The sequence below is a fragment of the Streptomyces albidicamelliae genome, assembly GCF_025642175.1.
Taxonomy (GTDB): Bacteria; Actinomycetota; Actinomycetes; order Streptomycetales; family Streptomycetaceae; genus Streptomyces; species Streptomyces albidocamelliae.
This window is the reverse complement of record NZ_CP106795.1, coordinates 505,341-518,485: the sequence shown is the minus strand read 5'-3', so window position 1 is coordinate 518,485 and position 13,145 is coordinate 505,341. Positions and strand designations below refer to the sequence as shown.

Annotated in this window: 10 protein-coding genes; 5 read left to right on the top strand and 5 right to left on the bottom strand. The window is 74.1% G+C overall.

Annotated elements, in window-relative coordinates:
* The first annotated feature begins 8 nt into the window (after positions 1 to 8).
* Positions 9 to 824, top strand: a complete 816-nt coding sequence (locus N8I86_RS02565) for a transglutaminase-like domain-containing protein (protein WP_263276967.1) — start codon at positions 9 to 11, stop codon at positions 822 to 824.
* A gap of 231 nt (positions 825 to 1,055) precedes the next feature.
* Here the strand turns inward: N8I86_RS02565 and N8I86_RS02560 are convergent, their stop codons facing one another.
* Positions 1,056 to 2,300 carry an LmeA family phospholipid-binding protein gene (locus tag N8I86_RS02560; RefSeq protein WP_263276966.1) on the bottom strand — a complete coding sequence of 415 codons (1,245 nt, stop codon included), beginning with the start codon at positions 2,298 to 2,300 and terminating at the stop codon, positions 1,056 to 1,058.
* A gap of 308 nt (positions 2,301 to 2,608) precedes the next feature.
* On the opposite strand from N8I86_RS02560, the gene N8I86_RS02555 reads away from it, so the two are divergent.
* From N8I86_RS02555 to N8I86_RS02545, 3 genes are all read left to right on the top strand, one after another.
* Positions 2,609 to 4,219: a GntP family permease gene (locus N8I86_RS02555; protein ID WP_263276965.1), complete on the top strand. Its 1,611-nt coding sequence runs from the start codon at positions 2,609 to 2,611 to the stop codon at positions 4,217 to 4,219.
* Between the two features lie 178 nt (positions 4,220 to 4,397).
* Entirely contained in the window at positions 4,398 to 4,601 is a 204-nt protein-coding gene (locus N8I86_RS02550; RefSeq protein WP_073895899.1) for a cold-shock protein, read from the top strand.
* Between the two features lie 88 nt (positions 4,602 to 4,689).
* A complete protein-coding gene (locus N8I86_RS02545; RefSeq protein ID WP_317633586.1) occupies positions 4,690 to 6,375 on the top strand; it encodes a DEAD/DEAH box helicase in 1,686 nt (561 codons plus the stop codon).
* Positions 6,376 to 6,377: 2 nt separating this feature from the next.
* Here N8I86_RS02545 and N8I86_RS02540 read toward each other — a convergent pair whose 3' ends face one another.
* Genes N8I86_RS02540 through N8I86_RS02525 form a run of 4 tightly spaced genes read right to left on the bottom strand, consistent with a single transcriptional unit; the run spans position 6,378 to position 11,672 of the window.
* Positions 6,378 to 7,385, bottom strand: a complete 1,008-nt coding sequence (locus N8I86_RS02540) for a DUF5914 domain-containing protein (RefSeq protein WP_263280046.1) — start codon at positions 7,383 to 7,385, stop codon at positions 6,378 to 6,380.
* A gap of 5 nt (positions 7,386 to 7,390) precedes the next feature.
* On the bottom strand, positions 7,391 to 8,428 hold the full coding sequence (locus N8I86_RS02535) for a phytoene/squalene synthase family protein (protein ID WP_073895901.1): 1,038 nt from the start codon (positions 8,426 to 8,428) through the stop codon (positions 7,391 to 7,393).
* Positions 8,425 to 10,032, bottom strand: coding sequence for a phytoene desaturase (gene crtI, locus N8I86_RS02530; protein WP_073895902.1), 1,608 nt, complete (start codon positions 10,030 to 10,032; stop codon positions 8,425 to 8,427). Before crtI ends, N8I86_RS02535 begins: the two co-directional genes overlap by 4 nt.
* Positions 10,029 to 11,672 (bottom strand): polyprenyl synthetase family protein, encoded by a 1,644-nt coding sequence (locus N8I86_RS02525; protein WP_317633585.1) that lies wholly within the window; start codon positions 11,670 to 11,672, stop codon positions 10,029 to 10,031. The genes crtI and N8I86_RS02525 overlap by 4 nt, the downstream gene beginning before the upstream one ends.
* Before the next feature lie 254 nt (positions 11,673 to 11,926).
* Between N8I86_RS02525 and N8I86_RS02520 the strand changes: the two genes are divergently transcribed.
* Entirely contained in the window at positions 11,927 to 13,120 is a 1,194-nt protein-coding gene (locus tag N8I86_RS02520) for a lycopene cyclase family protein (RefSeq protein WP_263276964.1), read from the top strand.
* Positions 13,121 to 13,145: the final 25 nt, after the last annotated feature.

Here is a 13,145-nt window from a genome sequence, read left to right as displayed (position 1 = left end):
ACCCCGACATGACGAGCTCGCTTCTCACCCCGCGAGGCCGTGTGCGCACGCCTGCGGCGGACGGAGCCGTGGCCGCGGGGAGCACGGCCGCGACGCGGATCCTCGACTGGCGGCATCCGGACGTCTGCGCGCTGCTCCGGAGGATCGACGTGCCGGAAGACCCGGATCCCGCCCACCGGATCGCGGCTCTGCGCCGGGCTCACCGATGGATCGCGGCGGCGGTGCGGCCGGTGTACTCGGTCCGGGACGAGCTGCCCGTGTCGGAGGTGCTGCGCCGCCGCCGGGGTTCGTGCAGCCAGCGGCTGGCGGTGCTGGAGTCCGTGGCGCGTGCGTCCGGAGTGCCCACGCGGGTGCGTGGTCTGCTGGTCGACGGACGGTTCTGGTATCCGCGCTTTCCCCGGTTCCACCGGTTGGTTCCGGACCAGGTGGTCCTCGCGTGGCCCGAGTTCCGGTTGGACGGACCGTCGTCGGACGGACCGTCGTCGGACGGACCGTCGCCGGCCGGTCGTCGCGGCGCACCCTGGCTGACGGTCTCCGAACTCTTCGGTGATCTGGGCGAGTTGGGTGAGGCGGGCGGCGGCGGCTTCACGAACGCGGGCGCGGAGACCCTCTTCGAGGCGTTGTCCAGGACGGCCGTCGACTGGGACGGCGCGACCGCCTGCCCGGCCGGCGGCGCCGCGTGCGACCTGTCGGGGTACGTCCTGGCCGACCTCGGCCGCTTCGACTCACGTGACGAGCTCTTCACCCGTCACGGGCAGACCCTCTGCGGGACGGCGAGACTGTTCGCCGAGCCCGTCATGAGCCGCCGTTCCGCGGGCGCCTAACGCGGCACCGCGTACAACCCACACCGGCTCATGCGCGTGCGCGGCCCTGTGAACGGCCGGGGCGCGACGGTTCGCGCACGGAGGGGGACCGGCCGGCGCTCCGCCGGTGCGCTGCTGGCCGTTCGAACGAACGAAAGTCGTTCGTGCATTCCGCGGGCGGGCGGGGGGAGCCGGGCACCGCCCTCGGTGCCCGGCTCGCCCGCCCGTCCGAGCCGGCTCCGCGGATCGCGCTCAGTGGCCCAGCAGCAGCCCCGACGCCGAGACGTCGGCGCGGATGCCGTCCTTGCCCACCGACACGCGCTGCAGGCGCAGGTCGCCCGCGGGCGGCTTCGGCAAGCGGAACGCGAAGGAGAAGCGGTCCGCGATCTGCGGGCGGGTGAGCTTGGTCAGCGCCGTGAGCAACGACAGGTCGAGGCCCAGCCGTTCGAGGAGCCGGGGATGGGCCAGCGCCGCGTCCACCAGGTTGACGCGGGTCAGGCGGTGCAGGAAGCGCGGCGCACCGGTCAGCCGGTGCAGCCGGTCCTCGTCGTGCAGCGCCGCCCGCACCGCGCCGTCGGGAACGCCCAGGCGGTGCACGATCTCCGGGATCGACAGGAACGCCTTGATCTTCTCCGCCTCTCGGGTCAGCCGGCGCGCCGAGGCGCGGGTCAGGTGCAGCCCCTCGGACGGCCCGGTGCCGGGGCGGTACGTCGCGAGATCGCCGATGTCGAGCCGCATACCGTCCACGGAGGCCGCGATGCCGCGATCCCCGTCGCGCCGGATACGCGTGTCGGCGCGTACCCGCAGATCGCGTCCGCCGATGCGCAGCGATCCCCGCGCCCGGACGCCGCCGGGCCCGTGGGCGGTGAAAGCGACCTGGGAGGCGCCGAGTTCCCGGTTCATGTCGGCGAAGGAGAGCAGGACCCGGCCGTGCATCCGCCGAACGAGGGCGCCACGGACGGCGGTCGGGCCGTCACCGTCGATGCGGATGTCGTCGGCGTCGGCGGTGACCTGGGTGAGGGTGACCCGCTGGGCCGGGATGTCGGGCACGGTGACCTGGACCGAGTCCAGGCGCCGTGCGGCCAGTTGGGTGAGGAAGGGAAAGCCTGCGATCCGTACCTCCGGGGCGGCGGCGAGGTCCAGTTCGTCCTTGAGCCGTTCGGAGGCCTTGTGCTCCGCGTAGAGCAGGGCCCAGCGATCGGCCAGGGTGACGAGGCAGGCCAGGGTGAGGGTCCAGGCGAGGAACCGCACGATCGTGGGCAGACCGGTGGCGCGGTTGCGACGGCGGCTGCCCCGTCGGTGGTTGGGCGGCGCCCACGGCTCCTCGGAGTCGTCGTCGCGCCGGGTCCCGGTGGTGTCGCCGGCGAGGAGGTCGTCCGGCGGATCGTCCGCCAGCGACGCCAGTTCGTCGTACGGATTGCGGCCGAGTGGAACCCTTTCGGCGGGAGGACCGTCCGACTGGGCAGGTTGATGCGTCTGTATGTGGGGGGTACGCATCGGTAGATTTGATCACATACCGCCACCCGCACCGCAAGTCCTTCACCAAATCAGCCGCGAAATAGGCCGGTTGGCGTTCGATACGCCCCTGCACGCAAGACCCGGGCGTGGTGCCGGTCACCTTTGTCGTCCCGGTCGATGACCGGGGGGTGGACGGGGATGTCGTCTCCGGGGTGGCCGATCGGGGGAATGCCCGCGCGTACCGGCGACCCGACGATCGTGGCGTGAGCACTTCCCCCATCGGGTCCGGGCCCACCGGACCCGGGGAAGGATCTTCGACAGAAAGCTGTACGCGCATGATGGCAGCGTTGGCATCACGCTCCGGGCCCGCCGCCGTCGCGGCGACCTCCTGGTCGGGCCACGACACCTGGCTGATGACCGTCGTGGGTCTCTCCGTCGTCCTGGTCGTCGTCCTCGTCAGCTGGGCGAAGCTGCACGCCTTCCTCGCCCTGATGCTGGGCGCCTTCGCCGTCACGGTGCTGTCGGGGCAGGGCGTCGCCCGGGCGGCCGGTGCCTTCGCCACCGGCTTCGGCAGTACCGCGGGCCAGGTGGGCGTCCTCATCGTCCTCGGCGCGGTTTTCGGACGACTGCTCGCGGACTCCGGTGGCGTCGACCAACTGGTGTCGGCGCTCACGCGGCGGGTGGGCCCGAGAGGACTGCCCTGGGCCGTGACCGGCATCGCCTGCCTCGTGGGGCTGCCGATGTTCTTCGAGGTCGGGTTCGTGATGCTGGTGCCCCTCGTGCTGCAGATCGCGCGCCGTGCCGGCCAGCCGGTGCTGAGGATCGGCGTACCGGCGGTGGTCGGCCTGGCGACCGTGCACGCCCTCGTGCCGCCGCACCCCGGTGTCCTGGCGGCCGTCACGGCCGTACACGCCGACACCGGCCTCACCCTGCTCTACGGCCTGATCGTCGCCATTCCCTGCGCCGTCGTGGCCGGCCCGCTGTTCACCGCCTACATCTGGCCCCGAGTCGCCGCCCACGTGCCCGACGCCGCGCTCGCGGCCTTCACCGCCGATGTCCCGGCGCCCGCCGCCGCGCCCCTCAGACGGGTGGTACGGCTCAGGGCGCCGGCCGCGGCATCCGCACCGGCCGCGGCGGCACCGATCCCGGTGGCCGCTGCCGGCGGCCCGCCCAGGTCGGCGGCCGTCGCTCCCCGCACGGCCGCCCCCGCCGCCCCGGCCGGCCCGCCCGAGCGGACGGCGCGCGAGCCCGGCGCCGAGGACCGGACGGCGCCGGGCGGCGCCCGTCGCACACCGCCTTTCGCGGTGACGCTCTGTACCGTCCTCCTGCCCGTCGTGCTGATGATGCTGGAGGCCGCGTCCGGCACCTTCCACCTGGGGCACGGATTCACGGCGCGGGCGATCGCCTTCCTGGGCACCCCCGTGGTGGCGCTGCTCCTGGCCGTCCTGGTGGCGCTCGCCGTCTTCGGCTGGGCGGCGGGCGCCTCGCGACGGCGGGTGCACGAGACGCTGACGCGTTCCTTTCCGCCGATCGCGGGGGTGCTGGTGATCGTCTGCGCGGGCGGCGGGTACTCAGCGGCGTTGCGCGGCGCCGGGATCGACGCCGTGATCGGTGAGGCCGCCCGGGACCTCCACATCCCGCTGATCCTGCTGGCCTGGCTGGTGGCCGCCCTCATGCGCGCGGCGACCGGCTCGGGCACGGTGGCCACGGTCGCCGCGGGCGGCATCGTCGCGTCCATGGCGCACGGCCTGAACGGCCCGCACGCCGCCCTGCTCGCCCTGGCGCTCGGTTCCGGCGCGGTCTTCCTCGGCCATGTCAACGACGCCTCATTCTGGATGTTCAAGGAGTACTTCGGGCTGTCCGTCGGCGGCACGCTGCGCACCTGGACGGTCTCCCACATGCTGATCTCGCTGCTGTCGCTGGGCGGAATCCTGCTGCTGAACGCCTTCGCCGCGTGAATGGCGGACGGCGCCGAGTGCGCGGCACGCCCCCGCCGACCTGTGCTAAGCTTCTTGTTGTTGCAGTTGTGGTACCCATGAACCTATGTGCGCCTGACGGGAATGCTTATCCTTCAGGCGCATTATTTGTTTTCCGGCGTTTCCGGATGGGGCCTCTGCCTACCAGAAGGAGAACGTCATGGCACAGGGAACCGTGAAGTGGTTCAACTCTGAAAAGGGTTTCGGCTTCATTCAGCAGGACGGCGGCGGCCCCGACGTCTTCGCCCACTACTCGAACATCGCGTCCCAGGGCTTCCGTGAGCTCCAGGAGGGCCAGCGGGTCAGCTTCGACGTGACGCAGGGCCAGAAGGGCCCGCAGGCGGAGAACATCGTCCCCGCCTGATCGCCGGACGCGTAATCCGCTCACCGGGGTCCGCACCGACATGGTGCGGATCCCGGTTTGTGCTGTTTCCAGGAAGGCAGACAACCGCATGTCCCGCAGGCCCCAGAAGTCGAACCGGCGAGCCTCGTCACCCCCACCGTCCTCGTCGTCGCCGATGGAGTTCCGGCTGCCGGAAAGCACGACGCCCGCGCTTCCCGCCGTCGAGGACTTCGCCGGTCTGGACATGCCCGCGGGGCTGCTGAAGACCCTCGCCGCGCAGGGCGTGACCACCCCTTTCCCGATCCAGGCCGCCACCCTGCCCAACTCGCTCGCCGGCCGTGACCTGCTGGGACGCGGACGGACCGGCTCCGGCAAGACCCTCGCCTTCGGGCTGGCGCTGCTGGCCCGCACGGCCGGCCTGCGCGCGGAGCCCAAGGCGCCCCTCGCCCTCGTGCTCGTGCCCACCCGCGAGCTCGCCCAGCAGGTGACGGACGCGCTGACCCCGTACGCGACGGCGGTCAACCTCCGCCTGGCCACAGTGGTCGGCGGGCTGTCCATAACCAAGCAGGCCGGCACGCTGCGGCGTGGCGCCGAGGTGGTCGTGGCGACTCCGGGCCGCCTCAACGATCTCGTGGAACGCGGGGAGTGCGTGCTCGACGCCGTACGCATCACCGTGCTCGACGAAGCCGACCAGATGACCGACATGGGCTTCCTGCCGCAGATCACCAAGCTGATCCAGCGGGTGCGGCCCGACGGCCAGCGCATGCTCTTCTCGGCGACCCTGGACCGCAACATCGACCGCCTGGTGCAGCGGTTCCTGACGGACCCCGTGGTGCACTCCGTGGACCCGTCCGCCGGCGCGGTGACGACGATGGAGCACCACGTGCTCCACATCCAGGACGAGACCGACAAGAAGGCCGTCACCACGCGCATCGCGGCCCGCGACGGCCGGGTCATCCTCTTCCTCGACACCAAGCGGTCCGCCGACCGGCTCGCCAAGCGGCTCCTGGCCGTCGGCGTCCGCGCGGCGGCGCTCCACGGCGGCCGCTCGCAGCCCCAGCGCACCCGCACCCTGGAACAGTTCAAGAACGGCCAGGTCACCGCGCTGGTGGCGACGAACGTCGCGGCCCGTGGCATACACATCGACGACCTCGACCTCGTCGTGAACGTCGACCCGCCGACGGACCACAAGGACTACCTCCACCGGGGCGGCCGTACGGCCCGGGCCGGCGGCTCCGGCAGCGTGGTCACCCTGGTGCTCCCCGAGCAGAAGCGGGACGTCACGCGGCTCATGTCGGACGCGGGCATCCGCCCGCGGGCGGCCCGCGTCAGGTCGAGCGACACGGAACTCACCACCATCACCGGCGCCCGCGAGCCCTCCGGCGTGCCCGTGACCATCGAGATCCCCCAGCCGACCGCACCGGCGGCGTCCCGCCCGAACCGGAAGGCCGGCGCTGAGCCCGGCGCCCGGTCCGGTCGTCGGCGCCGCAGCGGTGGCGCGGCGAAGGCGGCGACGGCCGCGGCCGCCGGGACGGGGAGCGGGGCCCGGACCGCCGGGCCGGCGCCGGAGCGGCAGCGGCCGGTGGCACCGCCGCGACCGGCCGGCGCCGTGCCCCCGCCGGACGGGCGGCGGCGGGACCACGGGCGGTGCCGCCGGCACGGGCGGCCGTGGCGCCGACCGCCGGGGCGGCCGCCGCACCACCTCCTAGGGATGTGTCCGAGCGGTCCGGCCCGCCTGCTCACGCAGCGGCGGGCCGGACCGCTCGCCCGTTCCCGGTGGCCTTCGCGGCCATGACGTCAGCCGGGGAACCGTCCCGTGGAGCGCAGGTGCCAGCGTCGTTCCGCGTACGCCAGGTCGTCGCGCCACAGGCGTCCCGCGGCGCCGCGTACCAGCGGACGCAGCAGCGGGGCCGCGCGGCGCGCCAACGAGAACCCCGGCCGGTGGGACGTGGCGACGACGGCTTCGACGACGGCCGTGCGCGGTCGGCCCCGGCCGTCGGGACCGAGAGGGGTGGCGTGGGTCTCGACAACCGAGCCCTGCCCCTCCCCGTCGGTGATGTGCATGACGACCGTACGAGGCTCCGGCGCCGTGAACACGGCACGCACGGGAACGACCAGCCGGCCGGCGACCTTGAAGGAGACGTCGACGGTGAAGCCGTCGTCCGCTCCGCCCGCCGGGCTCTCCGGCTGGTCCACCACCGTCAGGTCGACGAACGAGTACGGATGGAACCAGGCACCGTGCCAGGGGTCCAGCCGGTTGGCGACCACGTCCTCGGGTTCGCAGACGCCCGTGCCCACGTAGACCGTGCTGAGGGACCGGGCGGGGTCCGGACGCGGGGGCAGGACCGGCGCGTCCAGCGGCGGTTCGTCCCCTATGTCGTCGAGCCGCACCCACAGCAGGATCCCGTCGTCGTGCACCGGAAGCGGCTGCCACCCGCCGAACGGCGTGCCGTCCAGGCTCAGACCGTGCCAGTGGCACACGAGGGTGCCGCAGCGCACCGGACTGTCCTTCAGCGGCGCGCCCAGATGGGGGCAGATCCCGGGGCCCGCCACGAGACGGCCGTCGGCGGCACGCCAGACGATCACCTCGCGTCCCGCCACCGTACAAGCGAGGGGACGGTCGTCCCGCAGAGCGCGCGAGGCGCCGACGACGTACCAGTTGCCCGACGGGCGTGCCTGGGCGCGCTTGAGCGCCTCGGCGATCGACGCGGGCTTCGCGTCGCGCCACGTGGGGCGCTGCCGCTCCCAGGAGACTGGCTGCCGGCGCAGGGAGAGCGGGAGGCGGTTCCGCCGTCCCGGCCGCATGGGGTTCACGCGACCTCCTGGTGTGCGTGCGGTCGTACGGACTCCGCGGACACGGTCGTCGGCGGTGCCGGGGCCGCGCAGGCGGAGCGGTCCGTGCGGCGGGCGTCCTCGCGTGCGCGCAGCCGGGCCGCGATCACCCGGGCGAGCCCGTCGGCGGCGACCGCCGCGCGTCGTCGGCGCGGCACCACGGCCCGGCGGTGCAGCACCGTGTACCCGTCCCGGGCGACGGCGTCGAGGATGCCGCTGTACAGGACGAACGCGGTACGGATGCACGGCCTGGACACCGGATCCAGCATGGCGAGACCCGGGAGCGCCTCGCGGTACACGCCCCGGGTCAGCGCCTCGAACTCCTTCAGCGCGGCGGTGACACGCGGGTCGGTACGGCCGGTGTCCCGGCACCGGCGGAGCAGCGCCCTGTCGACCCCGTGGGCGCCGAGCAGGTCGGCGGGCAGGTAGACCCGGCCCCGGTCGAGGTCCTCGCCCACGTCCCTCAGGAAGTTGCTCAACTGGAAGGCCACGCCCAGGGCGGCCGCGTGCGGCGCGGCCTCCTCACGGGGGACGACGGTTCCCAGTACCGGGAGCATCTGGAGCCCGATGACGGCCGCGGAACCGTGCATGTAACCGCGCAGGTCGGCGTACGTGGGATAGTCCGTGACCACCAGGTCGGCGCTCATGGCGGCCATGAAGTCGTCGAAGTGCCGGTGGGGGATGTCGTAGCGGCGAGCGGTGTCGGCCAGCGCGAGGACGACCGGTTCGCGGCTGCGTCCGCTGCGCAGTCCGTCGGCGAGGCTCTCCCGCAGCGCGGCCAGCGCCGCCACCCGTTGTCCGGCGCCGAAGTCCGGGTCGAGGGAGTCCACGATGTCGTCCGCCCAGCGGGCGAAGCCGTACAGGGCGTGCACGGCGGGCCTGCGCTCGATCGGCAGCAGCCGGGTGGCGAGGAAGTACGTCTTGCCGTGGCGCGCGTTGAGCGCCCGGCATCGGCGGTAGGCCTCGCGCAGCGTCTCGTCCGTGATGCCTGCCGCCGCGAGTTCACGGGTGGTCATACGGCGGTCTCCTTCGTGCACGGCGACGAGGCGGGGGGCGGTGACGTGTCCGGTGACGACTTCGGTCCGGGCCGCGCGGGCGACGGGCGCGACGACGTGCGCGCGGGTGCCGAGGCGGGCCGCGCGACGCCGGTGATCCGTGCCGCGGCCAGCTTTCCCGACAGCAGCACGGTCGGTACGCCGACACCCGGTGTGGTGCCGCAGCCGGCCAGGACGGCGTTCTCCGTGCCGCGCACCAGGTTGCGCGGGCGGAACGGGCCGGTCTGCGCGAAGGTGTGGGCGGCCGAGAACGGGGTGCCCGCCGCATGGCCCTGCGCGTGCCAGTCGGCCGGGGTGACGAGGCACTCCTCCTCGATGGCGGCCTCGATGCCGTCGAGGCCGCGTCGTTCCAACTCCCGCAGGAGGTCGGCCCGGTAGCGGGGCGCGAGGTCCGTCCAGGCCTGTGCGCCGGGTCCGAGGTCGGTGTTGGGGCAGGGCGCGAGGATGTAGTGCAGGTGCCGGCCCGCGGGCGCGAGCCCGGGATCGGTGGCGGTGGGCCGGGTGATGAGCAGTGAGGGATCGCTCATCAGGGTGCCCCGACGCGTCAGTTCGTCGAAGGTGCTGCGCCAGGCCCGGCCGAAGGAGATGGTGTGGTGGGCGAGCCGGGGCCAGGTGCGGTCGGTGCCGATGTGCAGCACCACCGCGGAGGGGGAGTGGCGCAGCGGCAGGGGGCGGCGGGGCCGGTGACCCAGCAGACCGTAGGCGACGGGCAGGTCCGGGGTGAGGACGACGGCGTCGCACGGGATCCGCCCCTGGTCGGTGACGACCGCCGTGACCCGCTCTCCGGAGCGTTCCAGTCGGGTCACCCGTTGCCCGAAGCGGAGCTCGGCGCCCGCGTCGGCGGCGGCGTCCGCCATGGCCCGCGGCAGCGCGTGCATGCCGCCCCGAGGGAAGTACACGCCGGCGACGGTGTCCATGTAGGCGATGACCGCGTAGGCCGCCAGCGCCCGGGCCGGCGGCACCCCGGCGTACAGGGCCTGGAAGGAGAACACCCGGCGCAGCCGTTCGTCGCGCAGGAAGCGGCCGATGCGCGCGTCCAGCCTGCCGAAACCGCCGAGTGCCGCCAGTCGCGCGAGGTCGCCGTTGAGCAGGGCCAGCGGGGAGTCGAAGTTGGCGTCGATGAAGCGGCGGATCTGCGCCCGGTAGAGCCGCTCGAGCCACACCCGCAGTCGCCGGTAGCCCGCCGCTTCCGCGCTGCCCGCGAAACGCTCGACCTCCGCGGCCATGGCCTCGCCCTCGGTGTGCACGTCCAGGGAGCTGCCGTCCGCGAACAGGGCACGGTAGGCGGGGTGCAGGGGGATCAGGTCGACGCGGTCGTACAGGCTTTGGCCGACCGCCGCGAAGGCCTCGTCGGCGAGTTCGGGCATGGTCAGCACGGTGGGGCCGGTGTCCAGACGGTAGCCCGCGAGGTCCAGCCGCCCGGCACGCCCGCCGGGCAGGGGGTCGCGTTCGACCAGGGTGACGCGGCGGCCCGCGCCCAGCAGATGCAGGGCGGCCGACAGCCCGGAGAGTCCCGCGCCCACGACGACGACGTGATCGTTGCGGCCGGGCAGGACGCGGTTCATGCGCGGGAGTCCTCCGAGTGCGAGGCGAACAGGGACAGGGGCGTGTCGTGCTGGGGCGCGGGGGCGGGGGCGGGGGCGGTGACGCGGGTGGCCGGACCGGTCGCCGGCGACGCGGTCGGACCTCCGGGCGGCGACGCGTGCGGGCGGCCGGCCGGCGCGTTCGCCGTGGACGGTTGCGGGTCGGCGGGCGTGCCACTCGCCGGGGATCCCTGCGCACGGGCGGCCGGACGGGTTGCCGGGGTTCCCTCGAAGCGGCCCGCCGGACGGGTTGCCGGGGTTCCCTCGGGGCGGCCTGCCGGACGGTTCGCCGGGGTTCCCTCGGGCCGGGCCGCCGAGCCGGCCGGTGTGCCGCCCGCCGCGGCCACGAGGAGCTCCCTCAGCGGGCCCGCGCCCGCGGGGTCGAGGGGGACGGCGTCGAAACGGCGCAGGCCCTGCGCGACGAGTCGGCCGGCCTTCGCCTCGACCGTCGCCAGCGCGCCGGTGCGCCGCAGGATGTCGCGCACCTCCTCGAGGTCCGCCGGGGACAGGTCGTGTTTGCCGAGGGCGCGGTCCAGCACCGTCAGGGCGAGGCGGTCCCCGGCGGCTTCGGCCCGGGCCCGGGCCAGTGCCGTCAGACACGTCGACTTGCCCTCGCGGATGTCCCCGCCCGCCGGCCTGCCGGTCCCCTCGTCGGCGGAGAAGACGTCACCGACGTCGTCCCGCAGCTGGAAGGCCATGCCGATACGGCGGCCGGCCGAGCACAGCGCGCCCGTCGTCGCCCCGTCGGCCCCCGCCAGCGCCGCACCCAGCGCCAGCGGGCGCTCCACCGAGTACAACGCGCTCTTGAGGCAGGCGGAGCGCAGCGCCCGCGACAGTGAGCGGGAGCCCGTGATCTGCCCCTGCAGGTCGAGGTACTGACCCGCCACCATCTCCGTACGCAGATCTCCCCAGAGCCGCCGCACCAGGTGACCGGTGCCCGCCGGCAGCGCCGTACCGGCGACCAGGTCGTCCGCCCAGGCGAGAGCGAGATCCCCGGCGAGGACCGCCGCCGCCTCCCCGAACCGCCCGGCGCGATCCGGCGCGACGGCCGCGCCGTACTGGGCCCCGATGTCGGCGTGCAGCGCCGGCCTGCCCCGGCGCCGGGGCGAACGGTCCATCACGTCGTCCTGGACGAGCGCGCAGGTCTGCAGGAGCTCCACCGCGGCCCCCAGTCGCAGCGCCGCCAAGGTCGACGTGTCGTCACCGCCGCCGCAGGCCCGCATGGCCCACCACAGCAGCTGCGAGCGGACGCGTTTGCCACCCCGCTGGGTGAAGTGCGCGACCCGCAGGGCGAGGTCGTCCGCGAAGACCGGGTCCACGGCCCGGGACCGCTCCAGCCGTTCGGCCAGCTCCTGATCCAGCACGCGGCTCACGGCCGCCCGCACGTCCCGGTCGGCGGCACGGACGCCCGCGAACCCGCCCGGCCCGCCGCACCGGTCCGGCTCCGGGCGGCCGGCGGACGGCCCGCTCCGCGCGGCGTCGGACTCGCAGGACCCGTGGGAGCCGTCCGACCCACGGGGACCGCCGGAACGCACCCGGACGGGCGAACGAGCCAGGGCGACCAGTCGGAAGGCCGGCGGCGCCCCGGCCTCATGGTGATCCGTCGCCTGTGTCGGACGCATCGCGGTTCCTTTCGTGCTCATCGCGGACAGCTCCGTTGAGCAGGCATTCGCTCCGCGACCCGCGAACGGATGCGGAAGGGGAGCCGAAGCACGGCGGGCGGACGGCGCATGACATTCCCTCCAGACTCGCCCGACTCGGCGACGATCGCCTGTCGCATTCGAGTGACCCGCATCCGAAGGGGCACACGGGCGGGAACATCGGCCAGGTGCGCCATCACGGAAGCGGGCCGCAACAGCAGAGGGAGGCAGCCGTCGTGGAGCGGACGGATGTGGCGATCGTCGGCGCGGGGGCGGCCGGCCTCTCCCTGGCACACCGGCTGTCGGGGCACGTGCCCGGCAGACGCATGCCCTCGGTGGTCCTGCTGGACGCCCCTCCCGGACCACTGCGCCCCCCGAGGCGGACGTGGTGCTTCTGGGAGACCGGCATGAACCGCTTCGAAGCCGCCGTCACCGCCAGCTGGCGCTCCCTCCGGGTGCGCCCCTCGACCGGCGCGCCCGTCACCGGGGACATCTCCCCCTTGCGCTACAAGCTGATCCGGTCCACCGACTTCGAAGCCCTCGTCGATAGCGACCTGCGGCTCAGCCCCAACGTGCGGCGCCGGGAGGCAACCGTGGACACGGTGGAGGACGTCTGCGGGGGAGCCCAGATCCGCTTCCGGACGGCCGACGGCCGTCCGGGCGTCCTGCACGCCCGCTGGGTGTTCGACTCACGTCCCCTGCACAGCGTCCCGGCCGCCCGCACCACCCTGCTCCAGCACTTCCACGGCTGGTTCGTCCGCACGGACGAACCCGTCTTCGACCGCGACACCGCGGAGCTGATGGACTTTCGCACCCCCCAGCCCGACCGGGGCCTCTCCTTCGGCTACGTGCTGCCCATGAGCCCCCGCGAAGCCCTGGTGGAGTACACCGAGTTCTCCCCCCGCGTCCTGACGGCCGAGGGCTACGAGGCCGCCGTACGGCACTACGCCGAGGACGTCCTGCGGCTCGGCGACGTCGAGGTGGTCTCGACCGAGACCGGCGTCATCCCGATGACGGACGGCCCCGTCGCGCGCCAGGTGGGGCAGTCCGTCTTCCGCATCGGCACCGCCGGCGGCGCCACCCGCCCGTCCACCGGGTACACCTTCGCGGGACTCCAGCGGCAGACACGGTCGGTCGCGGCCGCCCTGCGGCGTGGGCGCCGGCCCGTTCCGCCACCCGCCCACTCGGCACGCTCCCGCGCCATGGACGCCGTACTGCTGCGGGCGCTGGACAGCGGTCGGGTCGACGGCCCGGCGCTCTTCTCGCGGTTGTTCGCGGGCCTGCCCATGAACCGCCTCCTGCGCTTCCTCGACGGCCGGACCCGCCTGACCGAGGACCTGACCATCGGCCTGCGCACGCCGGTCGGTCCCATGCTCCGCTCCGCGCTGGAACTGCCCGTCCTGCCCCGCCGACCCTTCGACCAGCCCTGACACCTCCGCGCCGCACCACGTCCCT